The sequence below is a fragment of the Nocardioides sp. CPCC 206347 genome, assembly GCF_048654605.1.
Lineage (GTDB): Bacteria > Actinomycetota > Actinomycetes > Propionibacteriales > Nocardioidaceae > Nocardioides.
This window is the reverse complement of sequence record NZ_JBMCYZ010000006.1, coordinates 215,280-233,239: the sequence shown is the minus strand read 5'-3', so window position 1 is coordinate 233,239 and position 17,960 is coordinate 215,280. Positions and strand designations below refer to the sequence as shown.

At 69.1% G+C, this 17,960-nt stretch carries 11 protein-coding genes; all 11 read right to left on the bottom strand.

Translation table 11 applies throughout. The features are described from left to right. Positions 1-127: 127 nt before the first annotated feature. Positions 128-433: a DUF1905 domain-containing protein gene (locus ACOACQ_RS20445; RefSeq protein ID WP_420289169.1), complete on the bottom strand. Its 306-nt coding sequence runs from the start codon at positions 431-433 to the stop codon at positions 128-130. Beyond that, positions 430-1,398 carry a hypothetical protein gene (locus ACOACQ_RS20440; RefSeq protein ID WP_420289168.1) on the bottom strand — a complete coding sequence of 323 codons (969 nt, stop codon included), beginning with the start codon at positions 1,396-1,398 and terminating at the stop codon, positions 430-432. Before ACOACQ_RS20440 ends, ACOACQ_RS20445 begins: the two co-directional genes overlap by 4 nt. 5 nt (positions 1,399-1,403) lie before the next feature. Then, entirely contained in the window at positions 1,404-2,630 is a 1,227-nt protein-coding gene (locus ACOACQ_RS20435; protein ID WP_420289167.1) for a class I SAM-dependent methyltransferase, read from the bottom strand. 111 nt (positions 2,631-2,741) lie between these two features. Beyond that, positions 2,742-4,037 (bottom strand): hydroxyacid-oxoacid transhydrogenase, encoded by a 1,296-nt coding sequence (locus tag ACOACQ_RS20430; protein WP_420289166.1) that lies wholly within the window; start codon positions 4,035-4,037, stop codon positions 2,742-2,744. Positions 4,038-4,056: 19 nt separating this feature from the next. Continuing rightward, positions 4,057-6,189, bottom strand: a complete 2,133-nt coding sequence (locus ACOACQ_RS20425) for a hypothetical protein (RefSeq protein ID WP_420289165.1) — start codon at positions 6,187-6,189, stop codon at positions 4,057-4,059. 54 nt (positions 6,190-6,243) lie between these two features. Further along, positions 6,244-7,119 carry an NUDIX domain-containing protein gene (locus ACOACQ_RS20420; RefSeq protein WP_420289164.1) on the bottom strand — a complete coding sequence of 292 codons (876 nt, stop codon included), beginning with the start codon at positions 7,117-7,119 and terminating at the stop codon, positions 6,244-6,246. Between the two features lie 112 nt (positions 7,120-7,231). Beyond that, entirely contained in the window at positions 7,232-8,506 is a 1,275-nt protein-coding gene (locus ACOACQ_RS20415; protein WP_378603591.1) for a geranylgeranyl reductase family protein, read from the bottom strand. A 46-nt stretch (positions 8,507-8,552) separates the two neighbouring features. Continuing rightward, positions 8,553-9,164 (bottom strand): GrpB family protein, encoded by a 612-nt coding sequence (locus tag ACOACQ_RS20410; RefSeq protein WP_378603588.1) that lies wholly within the window; start codon positions 9,162-9,164, stop codon positions 8,553-8,555. A 176-nt stretch (positions 9,165-9,340) separates the two neighbouring features. Further along, on the bottom strand, positions 9,341-13,192 hold the full coding sequence (locus ACOACQ_RS20405; protein WP_378603585.1) for a DNA-directed RNA polymerase subunit beta': 3,852 nt from the start codon (positions 13,190-13,192) through the stop codon (positions 9,341-9,343). A 91-nt stretch (positions 13,193-13,283) separates the two neighbouring features. Then, positions 13,284-16,772 carry a DNA-directed RNA polymerase subunit beta gene (gene rpoB, locus ACOACQ_RS20400; RefSeq protein ID WP_378603582.1) on the bottom strand — a complete coding sequence of 1,163 codons (3,489 nt, stop codon included), beginning with the start codon at positions 16,770-16,772 and terminating at the stop codon, positions 13,284-13,286. Between the two features lie 278 nt (positions 16,773-17,050). Next, complete coding sequence (locus ACOACQ_RS20395; RefSeq protein ID WP_420289163.1) at positions 17,051-17,959, bottom strand: hypothetical protein; 909 nt, start codon at positions 17,957-17,959, stop codon at positions 17,051-17,053. Between the last annotated feature and the right edge of the window lies 1 nt (position 17,960).

Sequence of the window (17,960 nt, the reverse complement as noted above, 5' to 3'; positions counted from 1 at the left end):
CGAGGTGTCTGTATTGAGTGATCGGCGCGGTTTGCGTCAACCTGGTTGACGCGAATCGCGCCGATCACCCGAATTCACACTCAACGGTCGGTCGAGCCGATGGGAGCTCACACCTTCGCGACCTCGGTCAGGCCATCCGCAGCGACACGCGGCACGGACCGCCCTCATCGAGGCCCTCGGCCACCCGTACCGCCTTCTTGATCGGCAGCACGTACGTCTTCTCCTCCGCGCTCGGGAACACCGAGGTCCGCCACGTGGTCGAACCGATGGTCACCTCGACCTTCACGCTCCCGAAACCCTTGCCCGGCACGGTCTCTGCCTCGATCGCATCGGAGGCGTCGAACGGCAGGCTGACGAAGAACCAGGCACCGCTCTTCTCCTCGTCCTTCGCGGCCCAGCGCCACAGGACGGCGGTGAAGGTGTACTCGCTCATGACCGTGGCCGCAGGGACCGGAGCAGGACCGCGATGATCGCCACCCCAGCAACGCCGCCGAGCGCCCACGGCCACAGCGAGCGGTCCTCGGCGGCCGTCACCGGAACGGCTTCACCCGAGTCAGGTGACGGGGTGGGCGCAGGCGATCCGTCGGTCGGCTCCTCGGTCGACTCCTCGATCGGCACCTCCACCCGGAGCACCTCGGAGTGCGCACCCTCCGAGCCGATCAGCACCTCGCCGGACTCGGTGACGGCGATCCCCTCGCCCTGCTGTTGCGGCGGCAGGTCGACCATGGCGACCCGGTCGAGGTCGGGCCACGTGTAGACCGCGGCCTGCCCGTAGTTGCGGAGCACCAGGTGCTCGCCGTCGGGGAAGAACGCCCCGTCGGTGGCGATGCCGAGGACCTCGTCGACCGCGGTCAGCTCGTTGCGACCCTTCTCCGCCAGGTCCTCCGGAGCGGCATAGAGGCGGCCGATGAACTCCTTGGCCACCACGAACACCTGCCCGGTCCTCGGGTGCACCAGCAACGACTCCGCGTCGTGCGGGCCGTCGGGATAGACCAGGTCGTACGTCGCCGCGTCGACCTCCTGGTCGCCGCGGCCGAACGGCACCCGGGCGATCTCGATCTCGTCGCGCTTGGCCTCGTTGTCACCGATGTCGCCGACGTAGACCTCGCCGTCGCCGACGGGGGCCAGCGCCTCGATGTCGCGGGCATCACCCTGCCAGCGCGTGACACCGACGGTGTCGCCCGTGGCGGGGTCGACCGTGAAGATCCGGTTGCTGTCGCCCGAGTCGTTGACGGTCACCACCAGGTCGTCACGCGCGACCAGTCCGCTCGACTCGACGATGGCGGGATCGGTGTAGCTGAACACGACGGTCCCCGGCACGGGCTCGCTCGCCGCGCCCGGCGTCAGGAAGCCGATGCCGAAGGGCACGGGCAGCAGGAGGAGCAGCAACTTCTCCATGCGGGTCAGCCCTCGTGCGCGGGGCCGTGCCCGAGCAGCTCGCCGAGGCGCGGCTGGATCGCCCAGGTGGCCACCAGGTCGTCGTACTCCTCGACGGCGGAGCCCTTGCTCTTCGCATCGCCCGTGCGGATCGCCCGCAGCAGGGTGTTGCGCGGGGTGTGCTGGCTGTCGACGAACTCCATCACGTCGACCCGGTAGCCGTGCTGGCGCAGCAGCAGCGACCGCAGCGCGTCGGTGAGGGTGTCGGCGAACCGTTCGCGCAGGATGCCGTCGCGGACCAAGGCGGAGTACGGCGCCGGGGCGGGCGTACGACGGAGCTGGGCCGCGATGTCGTGGTGGCAGCAGGGTGCGGCGAGCACGAGCGGCGCCTGCCAGGCGACGGCCCGCGCGAGGGCGTCGTCGGTGGCGTTGTCGCAGGCATGCAGCGCGAGCACGACATCGGGCGGCGTCATGAGCTCCACGTCCCCGATGGTGCCGGCGACGAACTCCGCGTCGATGCCGAGCCTGGCGGCGACCGACGCGTTGTGGTCGCGGGACTGTTCCTTCACGTCGACGCCGGTCAACCGGACCGGCAGGCCGCTGCGGCCCGACAGCATGCGGTGCGCGGCGAAGGTGAGGTAGCCGTTGCCGCAGCCGAGGTCGACGACGTGCAGCGGCTTCTCCTCGTTCGGCTTGCGGAGGTGCCCCTTCGCGCGGGCATCGGCGACCGAGCGATCCAGGATCCGCAGGAAGTCCTCGACCTGGCGGTACTTCGCCATCCGGCTGGGCTTGATCCGGCCCTGCCCGTCGGTCATCCCGAGCGCCGCGAAGACCGGGTCGTCGGCCGGGAGCATCCGCTCCTTGGCGCGGTCGTGGCTGTGGTCCACCGTGTCGGCGGTCGAGGCCCGCTCGTGCAGGGCGGCGTCGCCCTTCTTCGTGACGCGCAGGGTCAGCTCGTGCTCGGTGGTCTCGACGGTCCAGTTGCCGAAGGGCTCCGCCAGCAGGGTGATCACCGCGGAGCGGGCGGCCTCGCCGGCGAGGTGGTTCGCGGTGTGGGCCTGCGTGGCGTCGTACCGCACGATCTGGAGGCTGCGGCCGGCCTTGAGGTCCACCCAGCGCAGCTCGACGCGGCGCCACGGCGGCACCGCCGTACGACGGCGTCCCGAACCGACCGCCCGGATCAGGCGCTCGGACAGCAGGTCCTCCGCGACCCGGGCCAGCCCGCTCTCGAGGGACTCGGTCGTGCTGCTCACAACGCCGCCAGCACCACGATCAGCAACAGGATCACCAGCGCGGCCGGAATGATGAGTCGACGGTGGCGCGGGTTCACCCACCGATCGTAGAGGGGCGAGCCCCTCAGAGCCTCACCAGTGCGACAGGGAGGACCGGATGATGCCGGCCAAGTCCTCGCCGGTGACGTCCTTGGGGGCGGTCGCGAGCAGGCGCTGCTGCTGCAGGGCACCGTCCACCAGGTTGTCGACGTCGCCCTCCCCGTAGCCCACCTCGGCCAGTCCGTTGGGGATCCCGATGTCCTGCATCAGGCGGGCGAGGACGGCCGGGAGCACCTCGGGGCCGTTGCCCTCGGCGGCCGGGTCGAGCAGCCGCGCCGCCCGCAGGTGACGCTCCGGCGCCGCGTCGAACGTGAAGCGGAAGGCCTCGGGAGCGGTCAGCGAGACGGCCATCCCGTGCGGCACCATCGGCTCGTGGTCCGGGTAGTCCGCCGGCCGGAAGTCCCGCACCCGACCAGCGATCGGGTAGGCGTTGGCGTGCGGGATGTGGACTCCGGCGTTGCCGAACCCCAGGCCTGCGAAGGTCGCGGCGAGGGCCATCTGGTCGGCGGCACCGGCCGCGTCCGCACCTTCCAGGTCCCGTCGTACGGCGGCCCGGAACGCCGTGGCCAACAAGCCCAGCGCCCGTTCGGACCACAGGTCCGCGATCGGGTTGGACCCGCAGTAGGGCACCCGCAGCTCGGGCCGCTTGGCCTCGAAGTCGCCGTACCAGCGGGCGGTGTAGCTCTCGAGCGCGTGGCACAGGATGTCCATCCCTGCCGCCGCGACGACGCCGGCCGGCTGCGTGGCGGAGAACGTCGGGTCGACGACCGCGAGCTTCGGGCGCAGCGCCGCATGGCTGATCCCGGTCTTCACCTTCAGCGCCAGCACGTCCATCACGCAGATCGTGGTGGACTCGCTGCCGGTGCCGGTCGTCGTGGGCACGGCCACCAGCGGCAGCACCGGCTGCTCGGGCGCGCGGGCCTTGCCGACGGGGGCGTTGACGTAGTCCATCAGCTCGCCGGGGTTCGTGACGAGAAGCGCGACCGCCTTCGCCGTGTCGATCGCGGACCCGCCGCCCACCGCCACGACCGCGTCGAACGGCCCCTCGGAGCGGGCGAACGCCACGGCCTCCTCGAGCGACACGTCGGTCGGCTCCACCCGGGCCCCGTCGAAGATGACGACTTCGAGGCCGTGGCCACGCAGCGACTCGGCCACGGTGTCGGGGTGTCCGGCAGCGGCCACCCCCGGATCCGTCACCAGCAGGACCCGCTTCGCGCCCCAGCCGCGGACGTCGTACCCGATCTCGGCGGCGGCGCCGCGGCCGAACTTCAGCGCCGGCGCGGCGTAGGTGAAGATCTCTTCGCGGTGGTGGAGGTTCTCGAAGTTCACCTGTGCACGGTAGGGCATCTCAGCCCGGGCGCGGGAACGACATCGGCCCCAGCTCCGCGACGATCCGGTCGACGAAGTAGGCGACGCCGGCCGCAGCGGGGTGCACGCCGTCGGTACCGATGTAGCGGTCCTGGTTGCCGTCACCCTTCGGGTTCACGATCGAACCCGTGCCGGTGAACCACCGGTCGGTGTAGGGATCGATGAACCCGACGACGTTCTGGTGGCGGCCCACCGTGGCGGCGAGGTTCGCCGTCATCGCGCGGGCCCGGGCATCCCAGTAGGGCGTCTGCCAGATCCCCAGCGGCTCGATGCCCACGAGCACGACCGGGAGGTCCGGGCGGATCCGTGCGACATCGGTGAGGAACCTGTTGACGGCCTCCGCGTGTGCCGTCGCCGAGTACGACGGCGCGGACGCGTCGTTGATCGACCCGTTCACCAGCAGCACGTCGATGGGCGCCCGCGCGATCGCGTCCAGCCGTCGCGCCGAACCGAAGACGCCGGGTTGGTACTCCCCGTACGTCGGACTGGAGGAGGGCGACAGGTAGCCGGTGCCGGCCTCGGCCAGGTTCCACACCCGGAAGCCGGTCCGGGTGCCCAGCATCGGCGCGGCGGCCCGGCTGTGGCAGAGAGCCTCGGCGCAGAGGTCGAAGAAGGAGTCCGACAGCACCCCCACGGTCAGGGGCGGCGTGGCTGCCCTGACCACCACGTTGTCGGCGGCGGGAGCATCGACGCCGGTGAAGACCAAGGGACCGGCGAAGCGGACGGTGACGGTCTTCCGCTCGGGCAGCTCGATGGTGATCCAGTTGGGTGCGTACCCCGTGGTCGGGCTCTGGCTGGGGATCGGCTGCGCGGCGACGGGTCGCCCGTCGATCCACACCATCGCGTCCATCGTGCGGGTGCCCTGGTAGGCGATCGCGAAGCGCTTGGCGGTGACGGTGAAGCTGACGTCGGCGTTCTTGACCGACGCGTTCGTACCGGGATACTCCGCCCCGGTGCTCGCCCTGGCCCAGTCCTGTGAGTAGGCGATGCTGGCCACGGTGAAGGCCGGCTTGGGCGTCAGGGAGTGGGTGAACGCGCCCGGCGCGTCCCAACGGGTCCGGACCGTGGTGCCCCAGGCGGGCGCGACGAGCCCCGCGGTGTGCCGGACCTGTGTCGTCGGCCACGGGCTGTCGGAGGCAGGCACCATCAGTTCGGCGAACGTGGTCCGGGGTTGCGTCACGGCCGGCACGGGCAGCGCCGCACTGACCACGTCAGCAGCCGCGACGCCGGGCGCCTCGGCGTGGACGGCGACCGTCAGCGCCCGCGCCGCGTCGTCCCCCGCGACGACGTACGTGCTCGCGGTGGCACCGGTGATGGGCTGGCCGTTGCGGCGCCACTGGTAGGTCGTCGAGGTGGGCGCCGGGCTCCAGCCCGCGAACTCGACGTGCAGCTCCGCTCCGACGGCAGCCCGGCCGACGATCTCCGGAGGCGGCCCCGAGAACGTGCCCGGCACCACCTGCCCGGTGGGACGGCTGTCGCGGTAGGTCGGTGTGGTCGCCGACGGCGGGAACCCGATGGCCGTCGCCGTCAGGCGACGGCCCAGGTCCTCGGCCCTGACCGTGTACGACGACCCGCTGGCGCCGGTCCAGACGCCGTCGCGGTTCCACCGGAACCCGACACTGGCCGGCGTGGGCGTCCAGGCACCGACACTGGCCCGCAACACGGAGCCGACGGTGTGGCTGCCCGTGACGGTCGGCAGGGTGACCGTCGTGAACGGCGGGTTGCCCGGCCCGAGCACGAAGAAGCCGAACGGGTCCGAGGTGACGGCCGACCGGTCCCCGGCGGCCGGCCGGAGCGCCCGCAGGTAGAAATATCCGCCGCGGTCGTAGGGGGCAGTGGTCAGCGGGACAGTGGCGAACCAGGTGGTCCCGTCGGTCGTGACGGTGGCCGTCACCGGTCGCCACTCCTGGCCCGACAGCCGTCCCTGGACCACCTGGGGCATGGCGTCGATCGGCGCCTGGCCCCACAGGACCACCTCGCCGCCGGCCTGCGGGAGCACCGTCAGCGACCCGATCGTGATCGAGGGGGCAGCGGTCGCTGGGCCGGCCAGGGCCGCCAACGAGGTCGCACAACCGAGGACGACGACGAGCAGGGCCCGACTGATGAACCGCACAAAGATCTCCGATCCCCTCCCCAAGGGGCACCCGAGAGCCGCGACGCTAGCAGGTCAGGCGTCGCCTGCGGCGGCGATCGCCGCACGTACCGATCCGTAGACCTTCAACGTCCCGGCCTCGATGTCGGCCAGCGGCACCCAGGCCACCGCGTCCGTCGTACCGCCCTGTTCGACGACCCGGGGCTCCCCGGCGCCGACCGTGGCGCGGTAGATGATCCCGATCGCGTGGAAGTCCTCGGCGCGACCGTTGGGCGCCGTACCCGTGAAGTGGTGGTCGAGCACCGTCAGCAGGTCGTCCGCCTCACCCTCGAGCCCGCACTCCTCCCACAGCTCGCGACGCACGGTGTCGCTCGGCGTCTCGCCGTGGTCGATCCCGCCACCGGGCAGGTGCCAGGTCCCCGGATCGGGCGCGAGGTCGGACGTACGGGTCAACAGGATCGCGCCGTCGCGGACGACGTAGGCGTAGGCGGCGGCGCGCTGCCGCTGCCTGATCCGGTACGACGACAGGGCTTCGTTCACGAGCCCGACCGTCGGCACGGTGCCGTCCAGCACCTCGGCGATCGGCTTCCATGCCGCCTCGGCGGTCGAGCCGTCGACCTCGGTGACCCGGGGCTTCGGCGAGTCCGCCGGCACCCAGCCTTCGTAGACGATCCGCACCGAGTGGGCGTCGACGCGGCGACCGCGGCGCCAGGAGTCGGCGACGTGCAGGGAGAAGACGTGCGCGGTGAGGTCGACCTCGGCCCGCAACCCGGTCTCCTCGTAGACCTCGCGGACCACTGCGTCCCGTGGGTCCTCGCCGTGGTCGACGCCGCCACCGGGCAACGACCAGAGCTCCTTCGTGGTGACCTTCTCCGAGAGCCGCGAGAGCAGGATCTGGTCGTCGCGGACGATCACGGCGTAGGCCGCCAACCGTTGCACCCGCTGACCCATGTCCACCACCCTAGCCACCGCCGACTTGGGGTTTGTCACCGCCGACTTGGGGTTTGTCACCGCCGAGGCGTCGACAACGCACAACTCGGGGGTGACAAACCCCAACTCGCGCTCAGGAGAAGGGGGGACGTGCGTCGCGGGCGAGCGAACGACGGCCGGCCCAACGCCAGACACGCGCGGAACGGTCGCGGTCCTCGTCGGTCACCAGGTTGCCCATCCAGCGCAGCGCCAGGGTCATCAGCAGGTCCGAGCGCATCCCGATCGGGCCGAGCGCGGGGAGCAGGCGTGGGACGGTCACCAGGCCCGCGAGACGGCGCGCGACGGAGAAGGACTCGCCGTAGTGCTCACGCAGCAGCGCCGGCCAGGCCTGGCTGAGGTCGATGTCGGGCGTGTCGGCCAGCAGGTCGGCGATCACCCGGCCGGTCTCGAGGCCGTAGTCGATGCCTTCACCGTTGAGCGGGTTCACGCAGGCGGCGGCGTCGCCGATCAGGGCCCAGTTGCGACCGGCGACGTTCGACACCGCGCCACCCATCGGCAGCAGGGCCGACGTCGGGGCGCGCAGCTCCTCGCCGAGTCCGAACTCCTGACGGAGGCGGTCGGCGTACAGCTTCATCAGCGGCTTGATCGCCACGTCGGTCGGGCGCTTGGCGGTGGCCAGGGTGCCGGCGCCGAGGTTCACCTCGCCGCTCTCCTTGCCGAGCGGGAAGATCCAGCCGTAGCCGGACAGGATCTCGTCCTGCTCGCCACGGAGCTCCAGGTGCGAGCTGATCCACGGGTCGTCGGAGCGGGTCGACGTCACGTACGCGCGTCCCGCGACGCCGTAGACCGTGTCGCGGTGCCATTCACGGCCCAGGACCTTGCCGAGGGGCGAGCGCACGCCGTCAGCGACCACGAGGCGCTTGCAGGCGACCTCGAAGGTGTTGTCGGTTGTTGAGGTGCGAGCTTGCGAGCCTCGAAACACGACCGCAGCAACCCGGTCCCCGTCCATGCGTACGTCGACCGCGCGGGCGCCGTCCAGGGCAGTGGCACCGGACTTCAGGGCCGTGGTGCGCAGGTGGTCGTCGAGCTCGGTGCGGGCCACCGCGCTCCCCCAGTCGGGGAGGTTGCCGCCCGGCCACGGAAGGTGCAGGGTCTGGCCGAAGCCGTGTGCCCGCAGGCCCTGGTTGACGGTGTGCGAGCGCACCCAGTCGCGCAGGCCGAGCCGGTCCAGCTCGCCGATCGCGCGCGGCGTCAGGCCGTCGCCGCAGGTCTTGTCGCGCGGGAAGATCGCGGCGTCCGCGAGGAGGACGTCGGCACCCGAACGAGCGGCCCAGGCGGCCGCAGCCGATCCGGCCGGGCCGGCGCCCACGACGAGGACGTCGGTGCTCATCGGGGTGTTGTCGCTCACCCCCCGATTGTCTCAGGAGCCGGCGGCACCGGGCCCCACGGGTCCGTCAGGCGTCCAGCAGGCCGGCCGCACGGAAGGCACGGTCGTAGATCTCGCGGATCACGTCCTGCTTCCTGGCGTTGTACTGCATGGTGTGCTCGCCCGCAGCGTTCGCCGCCGCGGCCGCCGCGGTCTTGGCATCGCGATAGCGAGCGAGGTCGTCAGGATTGCCCCGCAACCAGTCCCGGAACAACCGGTGCCGGACCGGCTCGGGGGCCGCCGGACCGAAGACGTGCAGGTTGCAGAACGGGTCCTGGTGCCGCAGCATCCGGTGCTCCCACGACCACGGCTCGCGCACCCGCAGCACGAAGCCCGCAGCCACCAGTGCCGGCACGTAGTCCGCCTCGCGCGCCGGGTCCGCCACGACGAGGTCCACGTCGATGATCGGCTTCGCAGGAAGACCGACCACGGACGTCGACCCGACATGCTCGACCTGCAGCGCCCGCCACCCGAGCGCCCCACGGACCAGCGCGGCGAGCCGCTCGAAGTCACCCGGCCACCGGTCGTCGTACGACGCCAGGGAGATGCCGGTCTCCGGAGCCGCCCCATCCACCCACGGATCCGCGCCCGACGGCGCCGGCGGCGAAGTGAAGTCCGTGATCTCCGAGGGCAAAGGCATCAGGTGATGCTAACCGGGCACCTGGGCGCCTTCGGCGCAGGACGACACACCGTCTCCGGCTTAGGAGCCGGTGTGTCGGCAGGCGCCGAAGGCGCCCAACCCGGCACAACCGAAACCCCGGAAAACGGCACGAGGCCCTCCCGAGCGAACTCGGAAGGGCCTCGATGCTGGTGCGATCAGCTCTGGTAGGAACCAAAGTCGAAGTCGTCGAGGGCGACAGCCTGGCCCCCGGCGTTGCCGAACTCGTAGTCGTACGACTCGTAGCCCGTGACGGCGTACGCCGCGGCGCGCGCCTCCTCGGTCGGCTCGACACGGATGTTGCGGTAGCGCTCCAGACCGGTACCGGCCGGGATCAGCTTTCCGATGATCACGTTCTCCTTCAGGCCACGCAGGCTGTCGGAGCGGCCGTTGATCGCGGCGTCGGTGAGCACCCGGGTGGTCTCCTGGAAGGAGGCCGCCGACAGCCACGACTCGGTCGCGAGCGACGCCTTCGTGATCCCCATCAGCTCCGGACGACCCGAGGCCGGCTTGCCGCCCTCGGAGACGACGCGACGGTTCTCGGTCTCGAACTTCGCGCGGTCCACCAGGTCCGAGGGGAGCAGGTTGGTCTCGCCCGACTCGAGCACCGTGACCCGGCGCAGCATCTGCCGCACGATGATCTCGATGTGCTTGTCGTGGATCGACACACCCTGGCTCCGGTAGACCTCCTGGACCTCGTCGACGAGGTGCTGCTGCGTACGGCGAACGCCGAGGATGCGGAGCACCTCCTTCGGGTCAGGCGTACCGACCGTGAGGGGCTGGCCGACCTCGATGTGGTCGCCATCGGCAACGAGCAGGCGCGAGCGACGGCTCACGACGTACTCGATGACGTCGGCGCCGTCATCGGGGGTGACCAGGACCTTGCGGGTCTTGTCGGTGTCCTCGATCTCCACACGGCCGGCGGCCTCGGAGATGTGGGTGACACCCTTGGGGGTACGCGCTTCGAACAGCTCGACGACGCGGGGAAGACCCTGCGTGATGTCGCTGGCCGAGGCCACACCACCGGTGTGGAAGGTACGCATCGTCAGCTGCGTGCCGGGCTCACCGATCGACTGGGCCGCGATGATGCCGACGGCCTCTCCGATGTCGACGAGCTTGCCGGTGGCCAGCGAACGGCCGTAGCACTTGGCGCAGGTACCGGTCTTGGCGTCACACGTCAGGACCGAGCGAACCACGACGGTCTCGACGCCGGCCGCGATCAGCTCGGCGATCTTGACGTCACCCAGGTCGTCGCCGGCCGCGGCGAGGACCTCGCCGGTGGTCGGGTGGGCGATCTCGGTGGCCGCGCTCCGGGCGTAGGCAGCGGTTTCGGCGTTGTCGTCCTTGACGACCACGCCGTCCTCGTTGCGCACACCGATGGTCTTCGGCAGACCACGCTCGGTGCCACAGTCGTCCTCACGGATGATGACGTCCTGCGACACGTCGACCAGACGACGCGTGAGGTAACCCGAGTCGGCCGTCCGCAGCGCGGTGTCGGCAAGACCCTTGCGGGCACCGTGCGTGGAGATGAAGTACTCCAGGACCGACAGGCCCTCGCGGAAGTTGGCCTTGATCGGGCGCGGGATGATCTCGCCCTTCGGGTTGGCCACCAGACCACGCATGGCACCGACCTGGCGGATCTGGTTGAAGTTACCGGATGCGCCCGAGTAGACCTGCATGTAGATCGGGTTCGACGGCTGGGACTTGAAGGCGTCCTCCATCGCGTCTCCGACCTTCTTGCCGGCCTCGGTCCAGATCTCGATGAGCTCCTGACGACGCTCGTCGTCGGTCACCAGACCGCGCTCGAACTGCGTCTGGATCTTTGCGGCCTTCTCCTCGAAGACCGACAGGATCTCGATCTTGTTGTCCGGCGTCACGACGTCGTCGATCGAGACGGTCACTCCGGAGCGGGTCGCCCAGTGGAAGCCGGTGTCCTTCAGGGCGTCCAGCGAGGCAGCCACCTCGACCTTGCCGTAGCGCTCGGCGAGGTCGTTGACGATCGAGCCGAGGCGCTTCTTGCCAACCTCCTCGTTCACGTACGGGTAGTCGGCCGGCAGCGTGTCGTTGAAGAGCGTGCGGCCCAGCGTGGTCTCGAGCAGGACGCGCTCGCCCGGCTCCACACCGTCGGTGAGACGGATCCGGATCATGCTCTGCAGCGCGATCTCGTTGCGGTCGTAGGCCATGATCGCCTCGGCCTGCGAGGAGAACACCCGGCCTTCGCCCACGGAACCGGGACGCTCGGTCGTCATGAAGAACAGGCCGATGATCATGTCCTGGGTAGGCATGGTCACCGGACGGCCGTCCGACGGCTTCAGGATGTTGTTGGTCGAGAGCATCAGGATCCGCGCCTCGGCCTGGGCCTCGGCCGACAGCGGCAGGTGCACCGCCATCTGGTCGCCGTCGAAGTCCGCGTTGAACGCGGTGCAGACGAGCGGGTGGATCTGGATGGCCTTGCCCTCGATCAGCTGGGGCTCGAACGCCTGGATGCCGAGACGGTGCAGCGTGGGCGCACGGTTCAGCAGCACGGGGTGCTCGGTGATGACCTCTTCGAGGACGTCCCACACGACCGGGCGGCCGCGCTCGACCATCCGCTTGGCGGACTTGATGTTCTGCGCGTGCGAGAGGTCCACGAGCCGCTTCATGACGAAGGGCTTGAAGAGCTCGAGCGCCATCTGCTTGGGCAGACCGCACTGGTGCAGCTTGAGCTGCGGACCCGACACGATGACCGAACGGCCCGAGTAGTCGACGCGCTTTCCGAGCAGGTTCTGACGGAAACGACCCTGCTTGCCCTTGAGCATGTCGGACAGCGACTTCAGCGGCCGGTTGCCCGGGCCGGTGACGGGACGCCCACGGCGACCGTTGTCGAACAGCGAGTCGACGGCCTCCTGGAGCATCCGCTTCTCGTTGTTGACGATGATCTCCGGCGCGCCGAGGTCCAGGAGCCGCTTGAGGCGGTTGTTCCGGTTGATGACGCGACGGTAGAGGTCGTTGAGGTCGGAGGTCGCGAAGCGACCACCGTCGAGCTGCACCATCGGGCGCAGGTCCGGCGGGATGACCGGAACGGCGTCGAGGACCATGCCCTCAGGCTTGTTGCCGGTCTTGCGGAACGCGTCGACGACCTTGAGGCGCTTGAGCGCGCGAACCTTGCGCTGGCCCTTGCCGGTGGCGATGGTCTCGCGCAGCGACTCGACCTCGGCCTCGATGTCGAAGCTCTGCAGGCGCTTCTGGATCGCCGTGGCGCCCATGTGGCCCTCGAAGTACTTGCCGAACCAGTTCTTCATCTCGCGGTAGAGGACCTCGTCACCCATGAGGTCCTGCACCTTGAGGGTCTTGAACGTGCTCCAGACCTCGTCGAGGCGGTCCAGCTCGCGCTGGGCGCGGTCACGGAGCTGCTTGAGCTCGCGCTCGGCACCGTCACGCACCTTGCGGCGCTGGTCGGCCTTGGCACCCTCGGCCTCGAGGGCAGCAATGTCCTCTTCGAGCTTCTTGGTGCGGTCCTCGAGACCCGAGTCGCGACGCTTCTCGATGTTCTGGCGCTGCAGACCGATCTTGGTCTCCAGGTCAGGCAGGTCCTTGTGGCGCGCGTCCTCGTCGACCGAGGTGATCATGTAGGCCGCGAAGTAGATGACCTTCTCGAGGTCCTTCGGAGCCAGGTCGAGCAGGTAGCCCAGGCGGCTCGGCACACCCTTGAAGTACCAGATGTGGGTGACCGGGGCGGCGAGCTCGATGTGGCCCATCCGCTCGCGGCGAACCTTGGAACGGGTCACCTCGACGCCGCAGCGCTCACAGATGATGCCCTTGAAGCGCACGCGCTTGTACTTGCCGCAGTAGCACTCCCAGTCCCGGGTGGGACCGAAGATCTTTTCACAGAAGAGGCCGTCACGCTCGGGCTTGAGCGTGCGGTAGTTGATGGTCTCCGGCTTCTTGACCTCGCCGTGGCTCCACGTACGGATGTCGTCCGCGGTGGCCAGGCCGATCTTGAGCTGGTCGAAGAAGTTCACGTCGAGCACGATGGCTGCTGTCCTTCGTTAGTTCTGGTGCAAATGAGGCTGGGAGGACTGAGGGGGTACGGCGGCCGGGTCCGGCCGCCGTACCGATGACTCAGACTTCTTCGACGGAGCTGGGCTCGCGACGGGAAAGGTCGATGCCGAGCTCTTCGGCCGCGCGGAAGACGTCTTCCTCGGCGTCCTTCAACGAGATGGTGGAGCCGTCCTGCGACAGCACCTCCACGTTGAGGCAGAGCGACTGCATCTCCTTGACGAGAACCTTGAACGACTCGGGGATACCGGAGTCGGGGATGTTCTCGCCCTTCACGATGGCTTCGTACACCTTCACGCGGCCCGGCACGTCGTCGGACTTGATCGTGAGCAGCTCCTGCAGGGCGTAGGCGGCGCCGTACGCCTCCATTGCCCAGACCTCCATCTCGCCGAACCGCTGGCCACCGAACTGGGCCTTACCGCCCAGGGGCTGCTGCGTGATCATCGAGTAGGGGCCCGTGGAGCGAGCGTGGATCTTGTCGTCGACCAGGTGGTGGAGCTTGAGGATGTACATGTAGCCCACCGACACCGGCTCCTTGTACGGCTCGCCGGAGCGACCGTCGAAGAGGCTGGCCTTGCCCGTCTCGTCGATCAGGCGCTTGCCGTCACGGTTGAGCGTGGTGGCACCGAGGAGGCCGATGATCTCGTCCTCACGGGCACCGTCGAAGACCGGCGTGGCGACCTTCGTGTTCGGGCCGGTCTTGTCGACACCGATCGAGATGAGCCGCTGCTTCCAGTCGGCGTTCTCCGGGTCACCGGACAGGTTGATGTCCCAACCCTGCTTGCCGAGCCAGCCGAGGTGGAGCTCGAGGATCTGGCCGATGTTCATCCGTCGCGGGACACCGAGGGGGTTCAGCACGACGTCGACCGGGGTGCCGTCCTCCATGAACGGCATGTCCTCGATCGGCAGGATCTTCGCGATGACACCCTTGTTGCCGTGACGGCCGGCGAGCTTGTCACCCACCGAGATCTTGCGCTTCTGCGCGACGTAGACCCGAACCAGCTGGTTGACGCCCGGCGGCAGCTCGTCGCCCTCTTCGCGGTCGAAGACCCGAACGCCGATGACCGTGCCGGTCTCGCCGTGCGGAACCTTCATCGAGGTGTCGCGCACCTCGCGCGCCTTCTCACCGAAGATCGCGCGGAGCAGCCGCTCCTCCGGGGTCAGCTCGGTCTCGCCCTTGGGCGTGACCTTGCCGACCAGGAGGTCGCCGTCGCGGACCTCGGCGCCGATGCGGATGATGCCCCGCTCGTCGAGGTCAGCAAGCATTTCCTCGCTGATGTTGGGGATGTCGCGGGTGATCTCCTCCGGCCCGAGCTTGGTGTCGCGGGCGTCGACCTCGTGCTCCTCGATGTGGATCGAGGTGAGGACGTCTTCCTGCACCAGGCGCTGGCTGAGGATGATCGCGTCCTCGTAGTTGTGGCCTTCCCACGGCATGAACGCCACGAGCAGGTTGGTGCCGAGGGCCATCTCCGCGTTGTCCGTGCAGGGACCGTCAGCGATCGGCGAGCCGACCTCGAGGCGGTCGCCCACCTCGACCAGCGGGCGCTGGTTGATGCAGGTGCCCTGGTTGGAGCGCTTGAACTTGGCGAGGCGGTACGAGGAGTACGAGCCGTCGTCGTTCATGGTCTCGACGAGGTCGGCCGAGACCGACTTCACGACACCGGCAGCGGTGGCGACGACGACGTCGCCGGCGTCCACAGCGGCACGGAACTCGATGCCGGTTCCGACGATCGGGCTGTCGCTGCGGATCAGCGGAACGGCCTGACGCTGCATGTTGGCGCCCATGAGCGCGCGGTTGGCGTCGTCGTGCTCGAGGAACGGGATCAACGCGGTCGCGACCGACACCATCTGGCGAGGCGAGACGTCCATGTAGTCGACGTCGTCGGCCAGGACCTCGGAGACCTCACCACGGCGCTGGCGAACCAGCACGCGCTCCTCGGCGAATCGACCGTTCTTGTCGAGCGCAGCGTTGGCCTGCGCGATGACGTAGCGGTCCTCGTCGTCGGCGGTGAGGTAGTCGATCTTGTCGGTGACCTTGCCGTTCTCGACCTTGCGGTACGGCGTCTCCACGAAGCCGAACGGGTTGATCCGTCCGTAGGAGGCGAGCGAACCGATCAGACCGATGTTCGGGCCTTCAGGGGTCTCGATCGGGCACATGCGGCCGTAGTGCGACGGGTGGACGTCACGGACCTCCATGCCGGCGCGGTCACGGGACAGACCACCCGGGCCGAGCGCGGACAGGCGACGCTTGTGCGTCAGGCCGGCGATCGGGTTGGTCTGGTCCATGAACTGCGAGAGCTGCGAGGTTCCGAAGAACTCCTTCAGCGCCGCGACCACGGGACGGATGTTGATCAGGGACTGCGGCGTGATGGCCTCGACGTCCTGGGTCGTCATCCGCTCACGGACCACACGCTCCATGCGCGCCAGACCGGTGCGGAGCTGGTTCTGGATCAGCTCGCCCACGGTGCGCATGCGGCGGTTGCCGAAGTGGTCGATGTCGTCGGAGCTGATCTCCAGCGTGCCCTGGGCCGACGCCATGTCGGCGCGACCGTCGTGCAGCGCCACGATGTAGCGGATCGTCGCGACCATGTCGGAGATCGTCATCGTCTGCTGGTCGAACGCCAGCTCCTGGCCCAGCTTCTTGTTGATCTTGTAGCGACCAACCTTCGCCAGGTCGTAACGCTTGGGGTTGAAGTAGTAGTTCTTCAACAGCGTCAGCGCGGCCTCACGCGTCGGCGGTTCGCCGGGACGGAGCTTGCGGTAGATGTCGAGCAGCGCGTCGTCGGGTCCGGACGTGTTGTCCTTCTCCTCGGTCAGCTGGATCGACTCGAAGCTGCGCAGGTCGGCCATGACGGCCTCGTAGTCGTACTCCTCGCCGGTGTCCTCGGCGACGGCCTGCAGGGCCTTGAGCAGCACGGTGACGTTCTGCTTGCGCTTGCGGTCCAGGCGTACGCCGACCATGTCGCGCTTGTCGATCTCGAACTCGAGCCAGGCGCCACGGCTCGGGATGAGCTTGGCGGTGTAGATGTCCTTGTCGGACGTCTTGTCGGCCGTGCGCTCGAAGTAGACACCGGGCGAACGGACCAGCTGCGAGACGACGACACGCTCGGTGCCGTTGATCACGAAGGTGCCCTTGGGCGTCATGAGCGGGAAGTCGCCCATGAAGACCGTCTGGCCCTTGATCTCACCGGTTTCGTTGTTGGTGAACTCGGCGGAGACGTAGAGCGGGGCGGAGTAGGTGAGGTCCTTCTCCTTGCACTCGTCGACCGTGTACTTGGGGTCGTAGAAGACCGGGTTCTCGAACGAGAGGGACATCGTCTCGGAGAAGTCCTCGATCGGGGAGATCTCCTCGAAGATCTCCTCGAGTCCAGACTTGTCGGAGGCGTCCTCGCCGCCAGCACGGCGGGCCTCGATCCGAGCCTTGTGGGCCTCGTTGCCGATCAGCCAGTCGAAGCTGTCGGTCTGCAAAGAAAGAAGCTGCGGAAGTGCCAGCGGCTCCGAGATCTTCGCGAAAGAGATGCGGGACTTACCGGGGGTGGTGCGCGCGGCCAAGAGTTGTCCTTCGACGGTTCGACTCTTCGATTACGCCGTCCCACCACACAACGGCCACCGGGCAGGCCGAAGCGCATCTGAGGGCAGGCGCAAGGACCCACGGTACACGAATTGGGAGCGCTCAACAATACCGGCTGCGCAACTTCACACAGTCGAGGAGCGGCCACCGCCAGCGTGCACGGGAAACCGGTGCGCCGATCATGCTTCGCGAGCGCCCGATCGTCAAGCGTCCCCGCCGTCGTACGCCTGCAACAGGCGGACAAACAAGTGAGGTGGGATCAGCCGCAGGAGTCGTCGGTGCACAGGTCGTCGAGCAGCCAGCGACCGTCGTCGCCACCCTCGCGCACCAGGGACATCGTGGCCCACATGTGCAGCACGAACGGCTCGGCTGCCTTCTTCTCGACGTACTGGTCGATGAAGACGACGACCGTGGCGCGCTTCCCGGCCGGATCCACCCGGGTCAGGGCGGTGCCCGTCGGGGTCGCCTCGACCACGATCTCCTGCGCCTGGGCTTCCTTGGTCAGCTCCGGCCAGGCGGCGGACTGCTTCTCGGCCATCCGGGGCGTGAGGAAGCCCTTGAGGCGCGCGAGGTCCTCGTCCATCGTCTTGTGGTTGTACGACAGCACCGGGGTGACCATCTGCTCGGCGGCGCTCTCGACCGCCAGGGTGGCCTTGTCCTGGGCCTGGCTGCGCTCGGCGACGTCCTTGGGGGACTCGTCGGCACGGACGCCGGGCAGGGTGAACGTCCCGATGGCCAGCAGCACGGCCAGCGCCGCCGCCACGCCGACACCGATCAGCGTCGACCTGCCAGGACCCTCCGACGAAGCGCGCGGCTCGGCGGCCGGCTTCGCGGGCTCGTCGGTCTTGTCGGGCTCGTCGGTCTTGTCGGGCTCGTCAGCCTTCTCGCTCTTGGCAGCAGGCGCCGGCTCGGCCGGATCGTCGACCTTCGCACCGGCCTCGGCTTCGGCCTCGGCTTCGGCCTCGGCTTCGAGGCGGGCCTCGGCCAGCCCGGCGTCGTACGACGCCCGCTTGTCCTCGTCGAGCAGCACACCGGCCGCGTCGTTGTAGGCACGGAACCGGCGGTCGCTCGGGTCGAGGTCGGCGATCGCGACCTTCCAGGCGGCGCGGATCTCGTCAGCCGTGGCCGACTCGTCGACGTTCAGCAGGTCGTAGTTGTTCACGCTCATC